The organism is Xiashengella succiniciproducens, assembly GCF_023674465.1.
GTDB classification, from domain to species: domain Bacteria; phylum Bacteroidota; class Bacteroidia; order Bacteroidales; family Marinilabiliaceae; genus Geofilum; species Geofilum succiniciproducens.
Genome location: NZ_CP098400.1, coordinates 695156 through 716971 on the forward strand (window position 1 = coordinate 695156; position 21816 = coordinate 716971).

The window sequence follows — 21816 nt, forward strand, 5'->3', positions numbered from 1 at the left end:
TTGACATTGCCAACGTTATTTAACAATCCGTAAGCCAAGATCATTGCTTTCTTGCCTCATCGGTTGCTTATTGTTATTTCTTCCTGGTAAGCATTCTTTTAGGTTTACCAGAATCAGTTTGATTATTGTCAGGTGCTGGGTTTAGGTTTAGTAGATGAGTGGGCAGAATTATCAGAATAAGACAATATCTTTGTCCTTTCAAATTTTCGGTTTTGATGAAGAAGTATCTTGAGAAATATCTTCTCCCGATTGCTATGGTAATCGGGATTAGCTTTCACAAACAACTTGCACTGTTATCACCTGCTATTCCATGGTTGCTGGCTGTTATGTTGTTTATCACATACAGCCGTGTAAGCTGGAGCGACATAAAAATCACAAAGTTTCAGTATATACTTCTTGCAATTCAGTATGTTGGCAGTGTATTACTTTACCTGGCGCTTCGCCCCTTTGATGAGGTGCTGGCGCAAGCTGCTATGATCTGCGTGCTGACGGCAACGGCAACTTCGGCTCCTGTAGTCGCCGGTATCCTGGGTGGTAGTATTGCTGCTACTGCTGCTTATTCAATTATCAGCAACCTCTCGGTTGCTTTTGTCGGTCCCTTGTTTCTTAGTGCAATTGGAGGGGGAGAGGAGACCCTGCCATTCTTCACAGCATTTTGGATGATTTTGCGAAGAGTGATGCCGGTACTCGTACTTCCTTTTGTGGGGGCAATTCTTTTGCAAAAGATTTCGCCAGCTGCCCACCGCAAAGTTCAGAATGCCCAGATTCTTACTTTCTATCTGTGGGCAGCGTCCCTCACTGTCGTAGTCGGTAATGTGACCCAGTTTGTCGTATTACACGATGATGGCAATTATACGCTAGAGATCTATATAGCCATTGCTGCTATGGTAATTTGTCTCTTGCAGTTTAGCGGAGGTCGTGCCATCGGCAAGCGATTCGGCCGTACAGTTGCCGGAGGTCAGGGCCTCGGACAGAAGAACACTATCCTAGCCATCTGGCTTACTCAGACTTACCTGAATCCGCTTGCCACACTGGGACCGGGTATGTATGTGATATGGCAGAACATAGTTAATTCATGGCAGATATGGAATAAGGAAAGAAATGCGGAGGTCAACAGGGAAAAACAGCTCTGATTACTGCGTTTCTCATCCGACTTTTTTATCTTGAACTAAAAATACTAATTATGGATGCAGAAAGGTCCTTGTTACCTGTAAGGTCTCGCTGCAATGGAGTGGCTATTTCATTGACTAAGAGTCCTTATGATGAGCATACACTTAATGAGGCTCACCTAAGAGGGCGAGACTTTAGATTTGGACTTTGCACCTTGCTGCTTGCTATTTTCATATACTTTTCTGCTTTTTCACAGGAAATATCTAAGGAGACCCCCATCTATTCAGTGAAAGACGGACAGGAGCTGAAAATGGATATCTACAGTGATGATTCAGCCGGAGCCGGCTTACATCCATGCCTTATCTTTGTTTTCGGTGGTGGATTTAAGGATGGCACACGCGATAATGAGATATACATTGATTTTTTCAGGTATTTTGTCGCAAGGGGCTACATCGTGGCTTCTATAGATTACAGGCTAGGCATGAAAGATACAGGGGCCCCCGGGATATTTGATACCAAGCCTCTGCAGAATGCGATAAGTCTGGCTGTAAGCGATCTGTACTCGGCAACTGTTTATTTGCTGGATAATGCCGGCAAATTGGGCATAGACTCTTCATTGATACTGATAAGTGGATCCAGTGCAGGAGCTATTGCCGCACTGCAAGCTGACTATCACCTGAGCAACTTACACGACATTGCTGCAGAACTACCCCGTGACTTTCGTTATGCAGGTGTGATCTCCTTTGCTGGGGGCGTGTTCAGTAAAGAAGGGGTGCCTGATTATAAACGGGGACCCGCACCGACACTCTTCTTCCACGGAAGTGCCGATAAACTGGTTCCCTATAAGCAGACCCGCTTCATGAATCTTGGTATGTTTGGCTCTCACGCCCTTGCCAAGGCTTTTAGAAAGAAAGGCTACACTTATGCTTTTTACTCCTTAAAGGACGTAGGTCATGAGGCGGCTGAATTTCCAATGAGTGAGATGATTCCTGAGACCGAGTCTTTCATAAGTTTGCTAATGCTTGAAGGACGTACCTTAATGGTTGATATTGATTACATAGACCCAACCCGTAAGCCAGAAATGAAAGTTAAGCCATCAGATTATTATTAGAATAGTTTGGGTTGGTATGCAATTTGCTATTTTTAACAAAGATTAAACACCTACTATCATGAGAAAAATATTTACAATACTTGCAATGGCGCTGTTGGCCGCGTCGTGCAGGGGACCGGCAGGTCCTGCAGGACCTCCCGGAAGAGATGGTGAAGACGGTGAACCAGGAGCATATTGGAGGATAATGGACTTTGATATTATCAATTGGACAGAGGTTGAAGACGAATTCTTTTATGCTCAGTTTAATTTCCCGGAACTAACCAAGTTTATTTATGATAATGGAATAGTTCTGGCCTATATTGAAACTGAAGGAAAGTTTCAGACTCCACTTCCATTTACCAGATACAAACAGGAAGTTATAGATGAACAGCTTTATTTCTGGGAAGAACATCTTGACTTTGAATATGAAATAGGTAAAATAACCTTTTATCTTACACCATCAGACTTCTATACCGGTGCTGGACAACCAGCAAGAACCAGGATCAGAGTCGCATTAGTTTACTAAAAATACCAGTGTGTATCATTCAGTCTTCAGCAAATCCGCCGGATTAGCTGAAGCTGCTTTCCATGTCTGACCGCTTACTGTGATTAATCCGGCAGCCAGAGTCAGCACCCCGGCCAAAACAAAGAGACCTGGTTCCATAGGAACTTTGACAATAAAACTCTTAAGCCAGTTTTTAAGGAATAATACTGCAATAACAGATGCCAGTGGGAAGGCTATGGCATACAACCTGATGAGGTCTTTATTGAGCAGGTGGATAAGCCCTTCCGTCGTTGCACCGTTCACTTTTCTGATAGCAAGTTCCTTCATCCTCCTCTGAGACTCATGGAAGGTAATCGAGAATAAACCACTAATGCTTATAGCAATAGTTACTATCAGTGCAATATTTAGTATTCTCCTGATACTACGCTCCCTTTCATATTGTTGTTGGTATGTCTCATCAAGGAAATAATACTCGAAAGAATCATTTTGCGCCTTTTCCTTCCATTCCTTTTCAATAGCATTTATTGCCATAATGGGATTGCCCGTAATTTTAAAGAAAATGGGATTGCTCTGTTCGCGTGACAAGGGCAGAAAGACTTGTGGTTCAGGAGCATGGTGCAGGGACTTGAAATAGGCATCCCTGATAACTCCCTTTACAATATATGGTTGACCTTCTTCTTCAGCCAGCTTGCCTCCAACGGAAACAAACTGGATGGTTTTGTCAATGGGATCGGTTAATCCCAAGACTTCTGCGGCTCTCTCATTGATAACACATTCTCTTACAAAAGGTCTATCATCTCGGAAAGGGTTCTCGCCTGCAACAAACTCAACTCCAAAAAAGTCAAAATAGTTGGCACTAATCTCTGCGAGGTCCATTAATACAGATTGCCCTGTCTCCCTGTTTCTTACTCCGATACCATTTCCCGACCAAAGAGGCAGGTCGTACTGCTTCATTGCAACATCCACTATGTAGGGATTGTCCATCATCTCATTTTTCAGGCTCTTGTAATCAGAGCCAAAGTCTCCCCAGCCCCATACATAGACAATATTTTCGTTGTCAAAACCCAGGTCATATGCCTGGATAAACCGTATCTGCTTGTTTATAAATAGTACAATAACAAGCAGGCAAATGGAAGCAGTAAACTGGAAAACGACAAGCAGTTTGCGAAGCAACGTGAGTTGCTCCCTCTTGAACCTTCCCGACAGGGTATCGGTGATTCCGATAGTTGTTAGTTTTAGAGCAGGAATTGTACCTGCCATTAGGCAGGTTACAATAATTATGGCTACCATAAAAAGATAGAGGAGAGGATCTTTAAGGTCAATACGGGTTTCTGTTCCCATATGGGCATTGAATACAGGTAGGAGCACAAGGCAGATCAAAAGTGCACCGGCAAGTGCCAATAGTACATACATAAGGGTTTCTAGATAGAAATCCTTAACAAGCCGGCATTTTTCAGCACCATGAGCTTTTTTTATTCCTATCCCCTTTGCTCTGACGAAGGTAATTGATACAAAGAGGTTGGAGAAGTTGACCGAGGACACAACAAGTATTACCAGGGCTATTACAAGGAGGGTATAAAGCTCTTTCTTGTTACCTTTAATGGCACTGTCGAATTCGGCATCACCCTTTCCGAAATGGATATCTCTCAAATGCTGCAATTCAATCCCGATTTTCCCTTCCCTTAGAAAGGAAGGGACACCGAATTTGCCGATTTCCAAAAGCTGCTCCTCAATGGTAGGGATAACAGCATTCTCGTTGAGTATGAAATAAGTGTCATAACTAAAACCGCTGTCCCATTGACTTTCTTTGTAATCTGCGAAAAGAGGGAAGACTATATCTGCCTGTATGTGGGAATTGGATGGCATGTCGAACATAACACCCGATACAGTGAAATCTTGTGTATGAAAAAAGAGACGGCGCCCGATTGGATCGACATCCGGAAACAGTCTTCGGGCAGCTGATTCACTAATTACAACCTTATCACTATTACTTAGAACATATGCCGGATCACCATCCTTAAGAGGGAAAGTAAAGAATGTGAAGAAATTACTGTCACATACCAAATTGGTCATACCTAAGTGTAATTCATTATCAATGATTACACCATCCGTTTTCTTCACTACCCGGCACATTGCCTCAATACCCGATATCTGGTTAATAGCAAGTTCCCCAAGAGGTTTGAACGAAGTTGCGGCAGTAATCTCATTTTCGTTCATCACAAAGGACTGGGTAACTCGATACATCCGATCCCCCCGTTCGTGGAAGTTGTCAAAGCTTAATTCGTTTATAGTCCAGAGCCCGATAATCAGAGCAACTGCAATACCGATCCCAAGACCAATAAGATTGAGCGTACCTGCTACTTTTTGCCTTTTGAAGTTTCTTACAAACTGCTTCATTTCCTGGTATTATGATAAGGTTGATAAATATTGCCCTACAGCTGAGTCTCGGGAACTATTTTACCATCGAATAGGTTAATAGTCCTATGCGCATAAGAAGCATCATGCAATGAGTGAGTAACCATCACTATAGTGCTGCCCTCACGATTAAGTTCAGTCAGCAGCTTCATTACCTCAGTTCCGTTGTTGGAGTCAAGGTTTCCTGTAGGCTCATCGGCAAGAATTAGCTTTGGGTTTGCGATAACTGCTCGGGCTATGGCGACCCTTTGCTGCTGACCTCCCGAGAGTTGGTTGGGAAAGTGATTAGCCCTGTGACTGATATTCATCCTGCGTAGAACTTCCTCTACTCTGGCTTTGCGCTCTGAACTCCTTATCTTAAGGTAGTTGAGTGGGAGCTCAACGTTTTCATAAACGGTCATTTCCTCTATCAGGTTGAAGCTTTGGAATACAAAGCCGACTTTGCCTTTTCGTGCGCGTGTTCTTTCCTTTTCCTTCAGGTTGCCTACCTCTATCCCGTCAAGGAGGTAGTTGCCAGAAGTGGGATTATCAAGCAAACCCAGTATGTTGAGCAGTGTGGATTTTCCGCAGCCGGATGGACCCATTATTGCAACGAATTCACCTTTTGCCACTTCAAATGATATATCATTTAGTGCAAGAGTCTCCACTTCTTCGGTTCGGAATACCTTGGTTAGGTTTTCTACCTTGATCATGTCTAATGTATTTTGAGTTTATAAATTAGCTTATTTAAGTATTATTTCCACGGCGTCTCCGAATGCATCATAACTGGAGGTAATTACCTTTTCTCCGGGTTGCAGTCCGTCAATAACTTCATAGAAATTGGGGTTTTGCCTTCCCAGTTTTATAGGTCTCTTCACGGCCTTCTTTTCGTCGGATGTCAGGACAAAGATCCACTGTCCTCCTGTAGTGTTGAAGAATGCTCCACGTGGTATCATAATAGCTTCTACCGGTTGTCCCAGTTGCAAACTGATGTAATAAGTTTGTCCGGCTCTGATATTATCCGGTCTTTCGCCTTCAAACCTGAACTCGGTCTTAAACTGCTTGTTCCTGACTTCCGGGAAGACTTTTCTGACCTTCAGAGCATAGTTGCGGTCCTGTCTTTCAAAAGTAGCCTCCAGTCCTGTCCTCACCCTGTCAATGTAGTGCTCATCTATCATAGCCTCTACCTTGAAGTCGGACAACACATTGATTTGTCCTATGCGCCCTCCGGTTGGGATATTTTGTCCAATCTCAACATCCAGTAGTCCAAGCTGGCCATCGACAGGGGCCTTAACATTCAGATTGTCCTTACGCTGACGGATTATTTTGAGGTTTTCCCTCATATTACTTAGGCTTTCTTCAAGTTGCCTGACCTGTATACTGCGGTAAATTGAGTCCTGTCTTTGTCGCGCTTCAATCAGTTGCCTGCTGTCAAGGGCAAACTCATAATCTTCCTTAGCCCTTAGATATTCTTCGCGTGATACCAGGTTCTCCTCAAATAGAAAGCTCTGCTGTTCGAAGTTGCGCAGTTTGCGTTTTACATCCAGTTCGAGTTGCAGTCTTTCCTTCCGGAGGTTGAGCAGCTCCTGTTCCATGGCAATCTGTGTATTACGCAGGAAGTTCTCCTTTTCAGCCAGTTGGGCTTCACTATCGAGGATGTTGAGACTAAGCATTGGATTGCTCAGCCTGACTATTACATCCCCCTGTTTCAGGTTGGCTCCTTCCTCCACCAGTTTCTCTTCAACCATACCACCTTCGATGGCGCTTATCTGAATAGTACTTACCGGGAGCACCTGTCCATTGACCCTGATATAATCGTTAAACTCACCTTGGGTAACTGTTGATATGGTAACACGGTTGTTCTCAACATTCAGTCTTTTTACGTGGTTGCCAAAAATCAGCCATAGTAACATAACTGCAAGGAAAGCACCTCCTGCAATCATTGGAATATGCTTTTTCTTAATACCCGTTTTTTTTTCAATAATCCTATCCATAGTACTTATATGTTCGGTTCAAATAAGGTCACGGGACCTTATTTGTTTCAATCTGAGTCCAATACCATGCCAATCGCATAAATATGTTGGTATACAGTGCTTTGGTTATTATGTGGCGAAATTTAATGTAAAGATATTTTACAGCTACTGTATAGTTTCTTACCTTAATACTAGTTTTGCGCTAAATGTCAGATATTTAATCCGTGTAGAAATGAAAAAGGGTCATATACTGGTAGTTGACGACAACAAGAACGTGCTCAGTGCTTTAAAGATACTACTTCAGTCGCGGTTTGGCGGGGTGACACTGCTTTCCTCACCCAATACACTGTTGAGCACAATCAGGGAGAAGTCCCCTGATGTAGTACTGCTGGACATGAACTTTTCAGCCGGAATAAATACGGGTAATGAGGGTTTGTTTTGGCTTGGGGAGATCAGGAAGTACTTTCCGGATTTACCTGTAGTCTTCATAACAGCATACGGTGAAGTTGACCTTGCCGTGCGTGCCCTCAAAGAAGGTGCAGTGGATTTTGTTGTTAAGCCATGGGATAATGCCAAGCTGGTTGCTACCTTGCAGTCTGCAATGGAACTGAGCTTGTCAAGGAAGGAAGTTACAAGGCTTAAAGAGAAGCAGCAGGTTCTGACACATACTGTCAGCAACACTGATGAGTTCTGGGGCAGGTCGGAGTCAATAAAGAACCTTCTGAAGATAGCTGACAAGGTAGCAATGACTGATGCCAATGTGCTTATTACAGGGGAGAATGGAACCGGTAAAGAAGTTATTGCGCGAAGGATACACAGGTTGTCGCTAAGGGCTTCGGAGCCTATGGTGACTGTGGATATGGGAGCCCTGACGGGCACATTATTCGAGAGCGAACTCTTTGGACATATCAAAGGAGCCTTTACAGATGCACGAAGTGACAGGGCAGGCAAGATCGAAGCTGCGGATAAGGGGACTCTATTCTTGGATGAGATAGGTAATCTGGACCTTCCTCTTCAGGCAAAGTTGCTTACGGCTATTCAGTCTAGAGAGGTTGTGAGGGTGGGTAGCAACAGGCCCGTGCCTGTTGATATACGTCTGATTTGTGCAACAAACAAGAACCTGTTTCAGGCAGTCAGGGACGGGCAATTCCGGGAGGATCTTCTTTACCGTATCAATACAATACATATTGAGATGCCGGCATTGAGAGAAAGGAGAGAGGATATACCGGGACTTGCATTGTATTTCCTTCAGCGTTTTGCTGACAAGTACAACAAGCAGGGAGTTCGTTTTAGCGAAGAAGCACTTGTAAGGATGCAGGAGTACAACTGGCCTGGGAATATTAGGGAGTTGCAACACACTGTCGAGAAGGCAGTGATCTTATCTGAGAGTATTACAATTGGGCCAGGCGACCTCTATCTAGGTCCGGGCAGACAGGAACCAATACCCGATCTAGGGGATATGACCCTTGAGGATATGGAGCGCGTTATGATTGAGAATGCAATAAAGAGAAATAATAGCAATATGTCTGCAGTGGCCAAGGAACTTGGAATTTCACGGCCTACACTTTATAGTAAGCTTAAGAAATTTGGGCTTTAGTCTACTGGTAGGAAATAAATATCAGATTTCCATGTTCAAATCAATAGAGTATAAGCTATATATAGGGATGGCATTGTTGCTGGCGTCTGTGGCGGCAGCAACCTACTTTGCCATTAGTGGTGAGTATCTTTATTTTGGGCTTTCCATATTGGTGACACTATGGATGCTTGTGCTGTTACGTTGGCATTTTAGCAAGTTTAACAAGAACATCGTTTTTCTGCTTAACGCATTGGAAAACGGGGATTTTAGTTTTAGGTTCAGGGAGACAAGGTTGTCGGTAAGGGAGAGGGAACTCAATCGTATGCTCAACAGGATTAAGGAAATCCTGATTAAAGCCAGGAATGAGGTTCAGGAGAATGAGAAGTTTCTTTCAGTGATATTGGAAAGCATACCAACAGGTATATTTATACTAAGCGAAGACGTGGTGCTAAGTTGTAACAGTGCAGCATTACAGCTCCTAGGACTTCCGGTTTTAACCCATATCAACCAGCTGTCGATGGTAGGAAGGGATTTGCCGGATACCATCAGACACCTTGGCTCTAATGATATTACCACTATCAGGGTGCCAAATGAGAGGGAAGTTTTGCAGCTCAGCCTTAGATCATCAATGACAGTTGTGAAGGGTGAGAAGATGAAGATTATAACTCTTCAGAATATAGGCAGCGAACTGGAACATGCGGAGATGGACTCATGGATCAGGCTTATTAGGGTATTGACCCATGAGATTATGAACTCGATTGCTCCGGTAACATCTCTTACTGATACTCTGTTGTCCGCCTATACCGAGGCAGACAATTACCCGGAGGAGGTAGGTGGTGAAGATTACGGTTCTGATCAAGCTAATGGAAATGATGAGACTTCTCTACAATCTGAAGAAGCTTTCTCACTGCGTCAGGATACCATTGAGGCCTTGCAAACAATTAATTCCACAGCACATGGACTAATAACATTTGTAAATTCATACAGGCAGTTTACAGGTGTGCCAAAGCCGCGTCTAAAGCCTGTGTCATTAACACAACTGATAGAAGATACCATTGCACTTGAGGTTTCTGAGGCAGATAGGAGAGGGGTGAAATTAAGCGCGGAACTACCTGAAGGGGATATTGTCATTGCAATTGACGAGGCTCAGATCAGACAGGTACTGATCAACCTTATCAAGAATGCTGTAGAAGCTATTGGAGTCAGGTCAGATGCAAGTATAAGGGTAGTCCTGAAGGCCACTGAGGATAAGGTAATACTTGATGTATATGATAACGGACCGGGTATCCCCGATGATGTACTGCCTGATATTTTCGTGCCCTTTTTTACAACCAAGGAGCAAGGCAATGGTATCGGACTGAGTTTGTCACGTTATATAGTGAGATTACATGGAGGGACACTTACTTATTTCAGGGAAGGAGGGTGGACTGTGTTCCGGCTTTTGTTTGTGGTACGGAATGTTCTGCAGGAATAGTATATGATTCGGACACCGTTTGTACGTGATGTATTGCAACGGGGATAATGATTTTGAAATGAGTTCCCTTATCTGGTTCGCTTGTTACATTTATATAACCGTTATTACGGGAAACAAATTCATTGGTCAGAATCAGGCCGAGTCCCTGCCCTTTCTCATTTCTTGTACCCCAGCTGGGTTTTTGTTCAGTCAACTTGAACAAAGAGCCCAACTGCTCAGCGTCCATTCCCACACCATTGTCTGTAACATCCAGTACTGCAGAGTTTTCCTGGATGCTGATTCCAACCACCACCTGACCTCCTGGCTTAGTAAATTTCAGTGCGTTATTGACAAGATTGCGAATCACAATACCCCAACTATTGATGTCCGACTCAATTACAAAAGTTTGCAGTTCGGTTTCAAATCTGAGATCAATTTGCTTGATAATAGCAGTTTGATTATATGCTTTTGTAAGTTTGGAAGCAAAAGGAATCAGGTCAAATATTTCCTTATTGGTATTGAGTATGTTTTGCTGGTTAACACTCCAGTGGAGGAGGTTATTGAGCATGAACTCAATGCTTTTAAGTGTTTCGTCAATTGAGTTGTTAAGTTTCCTAGCTTCCTCAATCTGGTTGTTTTCCAGATATTGCTTAAGCATTTGCGAGAGACCAGTAATAGTAGCAATAGGACTACGTAAGTCGTGAGAAATAATTGAGAATAACCTGTCTTTGGATGCATTAACTTGTTCCAGTTCCTTCTTACTCGCCTTAAGAGCCTGTTGCTTTTGCAGCAGTTCCTTGTTCATCGCCTTTCTTCGTTTACCATTTCGATAGACAACAGCAAGGAGGAAGACAACGACAACAAAGCTTATTATAGTAAGCCATAGGATAATGTGCATCAATCTTCTTGATGCCTCCATTCGGTCAAGTTCATTTTGTTTCTGAGCCACTTCAAAGTCCGCTCTCATATTTGCCATCTGGGTTATTGTTTCTATATTGATAATACTGTCGCGCAAGTGCAGGTATTTGTTTTGATAGTCATAGGCCAGATGGTATTCGCCCATAGCCGCATAGACACTCATCAGTTGTGCATAGGCGTCTCTTTTTCTAATTGGTGATTCCTCTTTTTTTGCTGATTCCACAGCTTTTTGCGCGTAATTAAGTGCTATGTCCATCCTACCAGCAAGCATCTCGTTTTCAGATGCGTGAATGTAATATGGGATTAACGCTTGTATATCTTTTTTTTCTTCTAAAAATTTCACAGCAAAGGAAAGGTTGACGCGAGCTGAATCCAGTTTATTCTGCCGCTTCTGAATAACACCAATATTACCCTGAATATAAGCTAATACTGGCAGGTTGTCTGTTGTTTCGTAATACTCCTTGGCTTTACTGTAAAGAATCAGTGCAGAATCCAGATTATTTACTGCAATATAATTGTTGGCCATTTGAAATTGGGTGCTGGCTATATATTGATCAGCTGAAATTGCCTTGAATTGTTTGAGGGCAATTTGTAAGTATTTTATGGATGTATAGTAGTCTTTAATTTGATAAAAGGCCCCCCCAATTGTAAAGGAAGCAAATCCTTCTTCTGGTGTGAGTTGATTTGTTTTGGCTATCTCCAAACTCTTTAAAAGTAACTCAAGTCCTTCCTGATTATTAGCAGCATGAATAATGTTGTATTGGCCTTGTTCATAATAACCGTAAAACAGGTGATAGTAGGAGCCTGATTTTTCAGCTTCTTTGATTAAAAGGTTGGTGAGACTTATGAAACTATCCTCATAATTGATGTTATGTATTGTAGTAAGCAGAAGATCGCATTTCTCGAGAGATGAAAGTGAGCTATTAGTCTTAAGGATATGTAAACAACTATCCGCCAAAGACCTTGATCGGGCATTTGTGGTACAACATATTATGAGAAGTCCAATGGTTAAAATTATAAACTGCCGCATAATTCAAGGTTGTTTTGATGGGTCACTCCATTGGTCCGAGAGCATTGATTCTTTTTCGGATTAAGGAATTCTTAGCAATGGTAAATCAGGGTCTTTCAACTTTTGGTTTTCGTCATTCAACTCATTAATGTCTTTACACATTTCAAATTCGATAGCATAGGTCAGCTCTCCTTCTTCTTTGTCTGATGCATAGACTTCCCATTGGTTGAAGTCAACTTTGCGGGGCTTTCCATTAAGAATGCTTAAGTCTCCTTTGAGTTTAATGCCGGTAATCTCAGAGATTCTTGAGCATTTGTCAAGTTTCCATACAATCTTGCAATCATGCTTGGCATGAGTGACAATATGTTCGCCCTTGTGTCCTTCTGAATCTCTATACTCTAAACGCCCTTTTCTATTAAGGCTTACATAAATTATTACTTCTGACATAATTATGGGGCTTGGTTAGTGAAATATTAGGTTGTTTATGTTTTAGTTGTTTCGTTGACTAAATTTAACCATTATACGCTTTACTCCATTTAAATGTTCAATATTTAACTGTTAGATTATCCTATATGGGAGAAGTCTGTGTACTTTAGCTATCGGATTGAAAAAATTGGCAAATGAAGAAAACTGCATTGATAACAGGAGCTACAGCTGGGATTGGCCGTGCTACTGCATTAAAGCTGAGTGGAATGGGATATGATGTCATAGTGACCGGTCGCAGGGCAGAAAGACTTGAGAAGCTGACCCTGGAAATAGAAGGAAAAGGAGGGAGCTGCCGTACGCTCTGCTTTGATATTCAGAGTAAGGATGAGGTTGACAAGGCAATGGACAGCCTGGGAGAACAGCTCGACAATATTGATCTTTTGGTCAACAATGCCGGACTGGCTGCTACAGCTGAGCCAATCCAAAGTGGTTCCTGGGAGGACTGGGAGAGGATGATTGATACCAATATCAAGGGGCTTTTGGCGGTAAGTAAAAGAGTAATACCTGGAATGATTAAGCGGAGTTGTGGACATATTGTCAATCTGAGCTCAATAGCAGGCAAGGAAGCCTATGCCAATGGCAATGTGTACTGTGCAACAAAGCATGCAGTAGAAGCCCTTACCAAAGGTATGCGCATTGACCTCCTTCAGTATGGTATTAAAGTCTCTTCAATCTCACCTGGTATGGTCGAGACTGAGTTCTCAATAGTTCGCTATCATGGAGACAAGGACAAGGCCGATGCAGTGTACAAGGGGTTAACTCCACTTACTGCTGAAGATATTGCAGATGCTATTGAATTTATAGTAAGTCGTCCACCTCACGTCAATATCAACGACATTCTGATTATGCCCACGGCACAGGCAAGTGCCGTGTACAACCACCGGTCCTAATGAGATGATCTAAGTTTACCTCTGTGCCTCAAGTGCCTGGACGCAAACTAAAGATAGGAGATGCCGTTTTGCTTTTGATTACTGTTCTTTGGAATAAGTTATCATCCAGTAGGTACCAAACTTATCTCTGAAGCTTCCGTAGTAATCGCCCCAGAACATATCTGACATTGGCATCTCAACTTTGCCTCCGGCAGATAGTTCACTAAATAACCTGTCGGCTTCTTCGCGACTTTCTGTAGAAACACAAACATAATTGCTGCTTCCCGCAACAAAGTCCTTGCGCATTGATTCGGGCACATCAGATCCCATGAGGTGATTGTCACCAAAGGATATGCTTACATGCATAACAAGGTTTTTGTCCTCTTCAGGCACTTCAATGGCGTCAGTATCACCCATGCGGGAGAAATAAGAAAATTCTGTACGGAATGCGGCTTTGTAAAAATTGAATGCTGCTTCGCAGGTTCCGGGAAAGTTGAGGTACGGATTCAGTTGTCTCATAATTGTAGTGTTTTTGGAGGTTATTATTTGGCGGCAGCTCTGAGTTTTGCGATATCCAGTTTTTTCATCTTCATCATTTCCTGCATAACACCAGGTTTTTGTACAAGATCTTTCATATCTGAGGGTGTAATTTGCCAGCTTACACCAAACTTATCCTTCAGCCATCCGCACATGCTTTCCAAACCACCATCAGACGTGAGTTTAGACCAATAAGCATCAATTTCATCTTGTGTGTCGCATTCAACTACAAGCGACATTCCTTCGGACAGTTCAAAGTTATGAGGGTAAGAGCTGTCCATAATCATAAGGAGATAGTCGAGTATCTTAAACTCGGCATGCATAATATTCCCCGGTGCTTCGCCTTCTTCTCCAGTATATCTGAGTATCCCCCTCATTTCGGAGCGTGGGAATACAGAAGTATAAAATTTCATTACCTCCTCAGCCCTGCCATTGTTAAGACCAATACACATGATTGTGGGAACCACCTTTTGTATGATGTTTTCTGCGTCACCGGTGTACAGTTGCCATGATACGCCATATCGGTCTTCTATCCATGAATATTTCGGACTGAAAGGATAGGAGTCAAGCGGCATCAACTCCATACTTCCTTCCTTAAGTTTGGAATGGATTTTAATTACGTCATTCGCATCTTCCGTCAGATACATAAGAGATATCGAAGGATTGGGTCTGTACAGGTTGCCTCCGTTGAGGATCAATATGCGCTGTCCACTGATTGTAAAAACTGTTGCAGCGCTGTTCTGATCTACGATCTCGGCATCCGGGAAAACTGAAACATAGAATTCAGCCATTTCCAGTGCGTTGTTGTTTGACCAGATACATGGGTAGATTGGCTTTTGCATTGCTGTGTCGTTTAAAGTGATCACTGCCCGCCTACAGGTTTTATTGAATCCTGTTTTTCTCGAATCGATTGTATAACAGATGAATGCCCAGTTGTGTTCTCTCGGATGCCATACTTTTTCATGAAGCAATTGCCCCTATTCTGGAAAATCATATCGTTCAGACGTCAGGAATCTCCGGCTCCTAAGCTCTTTTCTGGGTTTCTGAGCCAGTCAAAGGGAACGCTGAGCATTATGCAGGAAGGTTAATTTTTTTGTATCCCCTTTTCCTCTTTGTACTTTTTAGCAAGTAATTCGATTTTGTTCATTGCCATGATAATATTGTCAGCATTGGAGATTTTAAGGTTCTTGTTGCAGTAAACGATAAAGTCATTGAGTTCTTTGCCCTCGAATCCTGAAATCATGGCTATGATGTCAGGTCCCGCAATCTGATCCCGGAATTGATAATGCTTTTGCTCAGCCCTGGCTTCTTGTAGCGACAGTTTGCTGTTTTCAGTTTTGCTAAACTTTGAGTAAATGAATGACGCAGGACTGAAGATTGCACCCATAACTCCCATGTTTCCTACGTCCGGGCGTTCATTTGGAGGTAATTTTGATATTTGGCTTCCGAAATTTGAGGGAAGGTGAAGGTCTATTTTGGGACTGTCATCTTCAAACTTTGGAAAGATCATGGGGTCGAGAATACCCTGATACCCATAGATATTTACCTCCTTCAGTTGATAGAAGTTGTGACTGAGTTTTACAATTATATTGCCGGTATGGTATGTGTCAGCCTGGTTTAGAACTACTGTCTTTGCTTCGAATCCCATTGAAACGACCCTTATTGAGTCCTCTACTGGAAGGCTCAGTTTTATGCATCCTTCTTCATTGACGACAAAGGATGTGATTTTGGAGTAGCTTGCAATGGTGGCCTTTGGGATAATCGCATTGTCCTCGGAGCGTATGCAGATATTCCATACGGCCGTAGAATCAGGGTCGTTGGCCGTCAATGGGCAAATAAGGGCTAAATGGCATATAAGCAGAAGGCATGTCCTGCGGTAGATACTGGTCATTGCTTTGGCTGGGACTTTGGTTCAGTATTTCACTATTGGTAAGGAATAGCAGGACAATGACCTTAATGCAATTTCTATGCCAGCACATTGGAGACGACAACAGGTTAAGGACCCTTTGACGGATTGTGGGCCCAATCAGTGGTGTCTGAGTCTTTAGCTATAGTGCCTGAGCCTGTCGAGGGTCCGAACTACAATTTACCGGAAGCCTTCAGATAATAGGTGTGGTTGAGCTGTAAGCGGCTTAGGGCATCGATATACTGGCTATAGGCATTTTGCCACATGCTTTGAGCCTCCATAAACTCCGAGAGGGTTTGCATCCCGGTCTTGTAGCGGTTTTCGCTGACTCGTAGGTTTTCTTCAGCCTCTTTCAGCGCTTTTTCAGTAAATTCCGCTTCAAGCAGGGATTCATCCAGCTTATTGATAGCCTGCGCCAGCTCCAGTTCCATCATTTGCCCCAGATTCTCTCGTTGGAGCTTTGCAATTTCCTTCTCTGCTTCTGCTGCTTTAATCTTGTTACGACCCTCTCCCCAATGAAATACCGGTATATTGACCGACACAAGTGCAGAGAAAGAAGTCGCATCCAGCAGTTTTGTACCGTTCATCTCCAGGCCGTTGATATAGCCGTAGTTGGCGGCGAGCCCTACCTGTGGCAGGAAGTCACTACGGGTAAGCTTGATTTCTTGTTCCTTGAGGAGTATCTGTTGTTCAAGCATCGCATATTCTGGCCTTCCTGTGTAGTCTCTTTTAATATCCAATTCACCTGCAATTGCATCATCAAGTGACTCTGGAAGTTTAACATCTGCATCTAACGGCAGTCCGGTAACGAAGCAAAGATTCATCATTGCCAGTTTAAGTCCGTTTTGTGCACGACGAAGCTGTAGTTCGGCTTCGTTGAGTTTAACCTGAACTTTGAGCACATCATTCTGATGACGCAGACCCACATCACGTGCATTCTCAACATCTCTGAGAAGGGATTCTATCAGGTCCCTATATGACTGTGCCAGTTTAACCAGTTCCCTGGTTTTGATACAGGTCCAATAGGCCTCGTCAGCCTTAACGATTAGCTCTGCACGTGTCAACTCCATATTTAGTTCAGCCACCTTGTTGCCAATTCGGGCCATACTGTATGCCGAACTGATTTTGCCTCCCATGTAAATTGGTTGTTCGGCAGTTAGCCCTGCCATCCATGTGTTTTTCAGATCAAAGAGTAGTTTGATATCAGGGAAGTATGCATACTGCTGGAAAATTGGATTGCCATCAGGTCCAATTACCGGAGTCCCACCGGGCCCAACGAGCACGTTGGGCACCAGTTCGCCGGTAGCCGGATCAGGCACATAGGTTGGCAGGTAGTTACCTTCAAGCTTTGCCTCAAAATCAGACTGGGTGTAGAGGTAGTTACCGGTTATAGAAAACTTAGGCAGGTAGTTGGCTTTATACGCCTTTACAGTTGCCTCCGACTTAAGCTTGTTTTGTCGCGCAATAGAGGTGGCCTTATTGTTTTCAAGTGCGAGGCTACGGCAAAGTTCAGGAGTCATCAATTCACCTGCATGATAGTCCGGTCCTCCCACTTCTTCCGACGAAGCTATTGGAGTCCACTCAGTCTCAGGCATTCCTGCCTCATCAACGATGTCTTGCCCTTGCAGCGCAGGGGACATAAACAGATATGCGGTTGCAGTCAGTATAGCTATATGCAGTCTCATCTTTCATTGAATTTCGATTAGTTAATATATTTCAGGGACGATCAGTTGCGCTTTATCTTAATTCCGAAAAAGTAGGCATAAAGAACAGGGATAAAGAGCAGGGTTATTAAGGTACCGATAAGCAGGCCTCCCATTATCACCACTGCCACAGGGCCGAAGAGAGCATCGTTAAGCAGGGGGATCATACCCAGGATAGTTGTAAGTGAGGCAAGCATAACAGGACGGAAACGATTTTCCGAACTATCCATCAATGCCTTTACAGGGTCCATCCCGGATGATAGCTGCAGGGTTATCTCGTCCATTAGCACAATACCATTTTTGATAAGCATTCCCACCAATCCGAGAGCTGCAACCATAGCAACAAAACCGAATGGTTTGCCGGAGATCAGGATGCCTGCAATTATCCCGATAAGCAACAAGGGCATACACAGGATGATAATCAGAGGTTTTCTGACGTCCTTGAACAACATTATCAGTATGGCGACCATCAGGACTACAGCCAAGGGGTAGTACATAAAGAGGTAGGTCATAGCCTCGTTGCTTGCCTGATATTCCCCTTCCCATCTCAAACTGTAGCCTTCCGGCAGTGGAATGGCTTCAATCTGGGCTGCAATACTTTGCCGGGCGTTCTCAACTGCATGTCCGGGCATTGGATAGCACTGTACCCTCATGGCACGTTCGCCGTTACTACGGATAACCAGCGGGTTTTCCCATTCAATACGGACCCCATTTGCAGCCTGTCTCAGGGGTATAGTCTGGAACAGCGATTCCAGAATATCCTCTTCTGAGACTGCACCGGTAAACAAGCCCTGTATCATTTGCCTGTCAATTCCTGCAATTGATGGCATCAGTCCAAAGATCGGTGTGTTCTCAAGAGACTTCAGTGGTTTGCCATCCTTGTCAACGCACTTGAGGTTGATAGTACGGCTTTCTACACCATCGTAGAAGGTTCCTATCGGGATGCCGTCAGTTGCACTCATCAGCGAGATTCCAATATCCTGACGGGTCAGACCCAGGTTACGAGCTATAGGCTGGTTGTAGTCCACCGTCAAAACCGGTACTTTTGGTTCCCAGTCTGTAGTGGGCATGTAAACCATATCACAATTGTTGATTATAGCGGTAGCTTGCGCTGCAAGCTGCCGCAGTACTTCCGGATCGGGGCCTCTGAATTCGATCTCGATAGGAAACTTCTTATACATCAGGTTGTAGCGCTTCACCCTGACGTAGGCATCGGGATAGTTTTCGTTAAGGTAATTCTGTATTTCCTCGATAGAAGCTACCAATGCCTTGTTGGATACATAGTCAACAATCAGTTCTCCGTATGCAAGAGAAGGATCAGCGATAGTTCTTACCAGGTTGTAACGGCTTGGGGTACCGCCAATGGAAGTAGTTACATGCCTTACATCCTCCCTTGCCAGCAGGTATTCTTCTATTTCCATGAGGTCGGAGCGGGTACGGGAACTGTTAAGCCCTTCCTGCAACTTGTATTCTATGTAGAGCTGGTCGTATTCCATATCCGGAAAAAAGCCCTGAGGAAGAAACCTGTAGCAGTAAATGCTAATCAGTACCAGGCCGAAGCCAATGCATAGGGTAATGATACGGTGGGAAAGTGCCCAATAGAGCACTTTCCGGAAAGTGTGGTAGAATTTGTTGTCATATGGGTCCTTTCCGGCATAGCTGTCTTTTATCTTAATCCACTTGTCTGCCATTATCGGGATAATGGTAAGAGCGAGTACCCAACTAAGAAGCAGTGACACTGCAAGCACGATAAACAAGTCGCGTACATAGAATCCGGCTGTGTCGGGCGACATATAGATAGGGAGGAAGGCAAGGATGGCTATCAGGGTTGCTCCAAGCAGAGGCAGGGCAGTCTTTACACCAATGGCGGTAAGTGCCTTTCTGCGGTCATGTCCCCGTTGCAGGTCTATCTGAATACCATCGAGTATCACAATAGCATTGTCTACAAGCATTCCCATTGCCAGCACGAAGGATGCCAGTGACACCCTTTGTAGCGTACCGTCAAAGAGCTGCAATATCATTATCGAGCCGAAAACAATTATCACAAGGTTAATCCCGAGTATCATACCACTACGCATGCCCATGGTAAAGATCAGAAGGATAACCACTATGAGAACTGACTCAAAAAGGTTTAGGATGAATGAGCTGAGAGCATCCTTTACCCTTTCAGGCTGGAAAAATATCTTGTGCATCTCCATGCCAGCAGGCAGGCGTTCAGCCTCGAGTCTTGAGATAAGTTCTTCGACCTTAATACCAACCTTTGTTATATCAGTACCTCCAAGTGCAGAGATGGCAATTCCCAATGCCGGTTTGCGATCGTAACGGAGCTCATTGCGTACCGGAGTGGCATATTTCTCCGAAATACGGGCTATATCACAAAGTCGTAATTGGTCACCTTCATGTCCCTGGATAAGGAGATTGCTAATATCATCCACGTTGCGGTAGCGATCGTTGACCGTTACTCTCAGTCGTGCTTCACCACTTTCATAGTAGCCCGAGTATATCGTCTGGTTTTGTCCCTGAAGAGTGGCCAGCACTTCAGCAGGGTGTACACCCAGGTTTGCCAGTTTGTCTTCGAAAAGTTCAATCTCTATATTGAGCTCATGTTCCCCATAAATACTGACATTTGATATTCCGTCAATCTTGAGTATCTCCTTTTTGATAAGTTCGGCAAACCTGACAGCTTCACTGTTTTCGTAACCTTCATAAGAAAGGGCATACATCATTCCATAGACGTCTCCAAAATCGTCCATCACGATCGATGGCTGACAGCCCTCAGGCAGGTCGTTATGAACCATGGCGACCTTACGTCGCAGCACGTCCCAGTGCTGCTCCACATCGGCATCAGGCACCAGTGTTGATAGTTCGACCGAAATCAGAGAGGCATCATTCATCGAGCGACTGCTGATGTTGCCGACATTCTTCATCGAGCGGATACTTTTCTCGAGCTTATCGGTCACTTCAAGTTCCACCTGATGAGCAGAGGCTCCCGGGTATAGTGTAAGTATAGTAGCAGTTTTGACCTTTATTTCCGGGTCTTCCATCTTGCTCATGCTGCGATAGGCAACGATGCCACCTGCAACAAGCACAATGGTCAGGAACCACACCAGGGTTCTGTTGCCCAGGGCCCATGATCCCACATCTTTCATAGTAGTCCTCCCACATTAGATTTACCCGGCTTTGCCAGCAGTTTTACACTATCACCATCAGATAGAAAGCGCACCCCGGCGCTTACCACCTGTTCACCGGCCTGAAGGCCTCCAGAAACGATCACGCGCCCGTCATTTGTGACCCCGTCAATTTTGATTTTGCGAGCATTGACTGTGAGTACGGTGGTATCACAAACCCAAACTGTGGGCTGATCATCAACCTCAAAAACCGCAGTGATAGGAATAGAAACCAGTCCGGTACTCTGAGGCTTGTATGCAATAGTAACAATGGTCGACATACCCGGGGAAGGCAGTTGAGAGCCTTGTTCCGCCTCGAGGCGGAACCTTAATGTATACAGTTGGTTGAGGTTTGCCTTATGATTGATAGAGATTAGTTCCAGAGGGAAGGTTTTTCCCGGGAAGATCTCGAAGTAGCATTCGAATTTATCAAACAGGTCACGTTTAATGTATTCAGATGCAGGGATGTTGATTTCCACCTCAGGTACGTCTGAACTGAACATTGAGAAGACTGGCATGCCTGCTGCCACAGTTTCATTGCTATCGAAAAAACGTTTCTGGATATAGCCGTTGAAGGGCGCTTTTAGCTTTGTGTCCTCAAGGGCATTCTTGTGAGCTTCGTATTTGGCTGTTATCTGTTGCAGGCCCAGGCGAGCCTTGTCGTAGTCGTTTTCGCTAACGCTCTGCTTTTCGTAGAGCTTAATCACGCGTTCTGCCTCAGCCTTGATTTGAGTGTACTCGGCCTCTGTTGCAGCCAGTTGAAGCTGATAATCCCTCTGATCCATCTCAGCCAGTAGCTCCCCCTTGCGGACGAACTGCCCTTCACGGACGTGGATTTTTGCGATTGGGCCGCTGATGCGGAAGGCAAGGTTGACCTCAGAGGCCGGTTTGACCTTACCGGGGAAAGTAGCCGTCTTAACTTCGCCGTAGTTTTCGGCACTTGCAACCTTGACGGTTCTGATTGTTTCCTTTTGTTGTTCACGTTGCATGCATGAAGGCATGCAAAGTACAACCACGCATGAAATTCCTGTCAGAATATTTCGCATCGCAATATTAATTAACAGATGATTTAAAACGTTGCAGCGGAGCCGATTAAAGGCCGATCCGCATTTAGTGCAAA

Annotated in this window: 17 protein-coding genes; 6 read left to right on the forward strand and 11 right to left on the reverse strand. The window is 44.1% G+C overall.

What is annotated here, in order from left to right:
* The first annotated feature begins 215 nt into the window (after positions 1-215).
* From M9189_RS03010 to M9189_RS03020, 3 genes are read left to right on the forward strand one after another with little or no spacing between them, the layout of a single operon-like run.
* The gene (locus M9189_RS03010; protein WP_250724463.1) at positions 216-1133 is read left to right on the forward strand and encodes a hypothetical protein; all 918 of its coding nucleotides are present in this window, start codon (positions 216-218) and stop codon (positions 1131-1133) included.
* Positions 1134-1183: 50 nt separating this feature from the next.
* On the forward strand, positions 1184-2221 hold the full coding sequence (locus M9189_RS03015) for an alpha/beta hydrolase (RefSeq protein WP_250724464.1): 1038 nt from the start codon (positions 1184-1186) through the stop codon (positions 2219-2221).
* Positions 2222-2279: 58 nt separating this feature from the next.
* On the forward strand, positions 2280-2726 hold the full coding sequence (locus tag M9189_RS03020) for a hypothetical protein (RefSeq protein WP_250724465.1): 447 nt from the start codon (positions 2280-2282) through the stop codon (positions 2724-2726).
* 15 nt (positions 2727-2741) lie between these two features.
* On the opposite strand, the gene M9189_RS03025 is transcribed toward M9189_RS03020, so the two are convergent.
* From M9189_RS03025 to M9189_RS03035, 3 genes are read right to left on the reverse strand one after another with little or no spacing between them, the layout of a single operon-like run.
* Entirely contained in the window at positions 2742-5102 is a 2361-nt protein-coding gene (locus M9189_RS03025; RefSeq protein WP_250724466.1) for an ABC transporter permease, read from the reverse strand.
* A 35-nt stretch (positions 5103-5137) separates the two neighbouring features.
* Positions 5138-5812, reverse strand: a complete 675-nt coding sequence (locus M9189_RS03030; protein WP_250724467.1) for an ABC transporter ATP-binding protein — start codon at positions 5810-5812, stop codon at positions 5138-5140.
* Positions 5813-5842: 30 nt separating this feature from the next.
* Positions 5843-7093 carry an efflux RND transporter periplasmic adaptor subunit gene (locus M9189_RS03035; RefSeq protein WP_250724468.1) on the reverse strand — a complete coding sequence of 417 codons (1251 nt, stop codon included), beginning with the start codon at positions 7091-7093 and terminating at the stop codon, positions 5843-5845.
* A 211-nt stretch (positions 7094-7304) separates the two neighbouring features.
* On the opposite strand from M9189_RS03035, the gene M9189_RS03040 reads away from it, so the two are divergent.
* Together M9189_RS03040 and M9189_RS03045 are read left to right on the forward strand one after the other, a co-directional pair.
* On the forward strand, positions 7305-8669 hold the full coding sequence (locus M9189_RS03040; protein ID WP_250724469.1) for a sigma-54-dependent transcriptional regulator: 1365 nt from the start codon (positions 7305-7307) through the stop codon (positions 8667-8669).
* Positions 8670-8700: 31 nt separating this feature from the next.
* The gene (locus tag M9189_RS03045) at positions 8701-10122 is read left to right on the forward strand and encodes a sensor histidine kinase (RefSeq protein WP_250724470.1); all 1422 of its coding nucleotides are present in this window, start codon (positions 8701-8703) and stop codon (positions 10120-10122) included.
* Here M9189_RS03045 and M9189_RS03050 read toward each other — a convergent pair.
* The gene (locus M9189_RS03050) at positions 10058-11977 is read right to left on the reverse strand and encodes a sensor histidine kinase (RefSeq protein WP_250724471.1); all 1920 of its coding nucleotides are present in this window, start codon (positions 11975-11977) and stop codon (positions 10058-10060) included. The genes M9189_RS03045 and M9189_RS03050 overlap by 65 nt on opposite strands.
* 132 nt (positions 11978-12109) lie before the next feature.
* Complete coding sequence (locus M9189_RS03055; protein ID WP_250724472.1) at positions 12110-12475, reverse strand: hypothetical protein; 366 nt, start codon at positions 12473-12475, stop codon at positions 12110-12112.
* Between the two features lie 173 nt (positions 12476-12648).
* Between M9189_RS03055 and M9189_RS03060 the strand changes: the two genes are divergently transcribed.
* Entirely contained in the window at positions 12649-13404 is a 756-nt protein-coding gene (locus M9189_RS03060) for an SDR family NAD(P)-dependent oxidoreductase (RefSeq protein ID WP_250724473.1), read from the forward strand.
* Positions 13405-13482: 78 nt separating this feature from the next.
* Here M9189_RS03060 and M9189_RS03065 read toward each other — a convergent pair whose 3' ends face one another.
* From M9189_RS03065 to M9189_RS03090, 6 genes are all read right to left on the reverse strand, one after another.
* Entirely contained in the window at positions 13483-13902 is a 420-nt protein-coding gene (locus tag M9189_RS03065) for a VOC family protein (RefSeq protein WP_250724474.1), read from the reverse strand.
* A 23-nt stretch (positions 13903-13925) separates the two neighbouring features.
* Positions 13926-14762 (reverse strand): VOC family protein, encoded by an 837-nt coding sequence (locus M9189_RS03070; protein WP_250724475.1) that lies wholly within the window; start codon positions 14760-14762, stop codon positions 13926-13928.
* Between the two features lie 242 nt (positions 14763-15004).
* Positions 15005-15811 carry a hypothetical protein gene (locus tag M9189_RS03075; RefSeq protein ID WP_250724476.1) on the reverse strand — a complete coding sequence of 269 codons (807 nt, stop codon included), beginning with the start codon at positions 15809-15811 and terminating at the stop codon, positions 15005-15007.
* Between the two features lie 188 nt (positions 15812-15999).
* Positions 16000-17511, reverse strand: a complete 1512-nt coding sequence (locus M9189_RS03080) for a TolC family protein (RefSeq protein ID WP_250724477.1) — start codon at positions 17509-17511, stop codon at positions 16000-16002.
* Positions 17512-17552: 41 nt separating this feature from the next.
* Positions 17553-20678: an efflux RND transporter permease subunit gene (locus M9189_RS03085; protein WP_250724478.1), complete on the reverse strand. Its 3126-nt coding sequence runs from the start codon at positions 20676-20678 to the stop codon at positions 17553-17555.
* A complete protein-coding gene (locus M9189_RS03090; protein WP_250724479.1) occupies positions 20675-21742 on the reverse strand; it encodes an efflux RND transporter periplasmic adaptor subunit in 1068 nt (355 codons plus the stop codon). The genes M9189_RS03085 and M9189_RS03090 overlap by 4 nt, the downstream gene beginning before the upstream one ends.
* Between the last annotated feature and the right edge of the window lie 74 nt (positions 21743-21816).

What these genes read in the sequence shown, in the direction of transcription:
- M9189_RS03035 (WP_250724468.1), bottom strand. Translation starts at nt 7,093, where the DNA reads ATGGATAGGATTATTGAAAAAAAAACGGGTATTAAGAAAAAGCATATT.
- M9189_RS03080 (WP_250724477.1), bottom strand. Translation starts at nt 17,511, where the DNA reads ATGAGACTGCATATAGCTATACTGACTGCAACCGCATATCTGTTTATG.
- M9189_RS03090 (WP_250724479.1), bottom strand. Translation starts at nt 21,742, where the DNA reads ATGCGAAATATTCTGACAGGAATTTCATGCGTGGTTGTACTTTGCATG.
- M9189_RS03010 (WP_250724463.1), top strand. Translation starts at nt 216, where the DNA reads ATGAAGAAGTATCTTGAGAAATATCTTCTCCCGATTGCTATGGTAATC.
- M9189_RS03045 (WP_250724470.1), top strand. Translation starts at nt 8,701, where the DNA reads ATGTTCAAATCAATAGAGTATAAGCTATATATAGGGATGGCATTGTTG.
- M9189_RS03015 (WP_250724464.1), top strand. Translation starts at nt 1,184, where the DNA reads ATGGATGCAGAAAGGTCCTTGTTACCTGTAAGGTCTCGCTGCAATGGA.
- M9189_RS03025 (WP_250724466.1), bottom strand. Translation starts at nt 5,102, where the DNA reads ATGAAGCAGTTTGTAAGAAACTTCAAAAGGCAAAAAGTAGCAGGTACG.
- M9189_RS03020 (WP_250724465.1), top strand. Translation starts at nt 2,280, where the DNA reads ATGAGAAAAATATTTACAATACTTGCAATGGCGCTGTTGGCCGCGTCG.
- M9189_RS03065 (WP_250724474.1), bottom strand. Translation starts at nt 13,902, where the DNA reads ATGAGACAACTGAATCCGTACCTCAACTTTCCCGGAACCTGCGAAGCA.
- M9189_RS03070 (WP_250724475.1), bottom strand. Translation starts at nt 14,762, where the DNA reads ATGCAAAAGCCAATCTACCCATGTATCTGGTCAAACAACAACGCACTG.
- M9189_RS03060 (WP_250724473.1), top strand. Translation starts at nt 12,649, where the DNA reads ATGAAGAAAACTGCATTGATAACAGGAGCTACAGCTGGGATTGGCCGT.
- M9189_RS03085 (WP_250724478.1), bottom strand. Translation starts at nt 20,678, where the DNA reads ATGAAAGATGTGGGATCATGGGCCCTGGGCAACAGAACCCTGGTGTGG.
- M9189_RS03075 (WP_250724476.1), bottom strand. Translation starts at nt 15,811, where the DNA reads ATGACCAGTATCTACCGCAGGACATGCCTTCTGCTTATATGCCATTTA.
- M9189_RS03030 (WP_250724467.1), bottom strand. Translation starts at nt 5,812, where the DNA reads ATGATCAAGGTAGAAAACCTAACCAAGGTATTCCGAACCGAAGAAGTG.
- M9189_RS03055 (WP_250724472.1), bottom strand. Translation starts at nt 12,475, where the DNA reads ATGTCAGAAGTAATAATTTATGTAAGCCTTAATAGAAAAGGGCGTTTA.
- M9189_RS03040 (WP_250724469.1), top strand. Translation starts at nt 7,305, where the DNA reads ATGAAAAAGGGTCATATACTGGTAGTTGACGACAACAAGAACGTGCTC.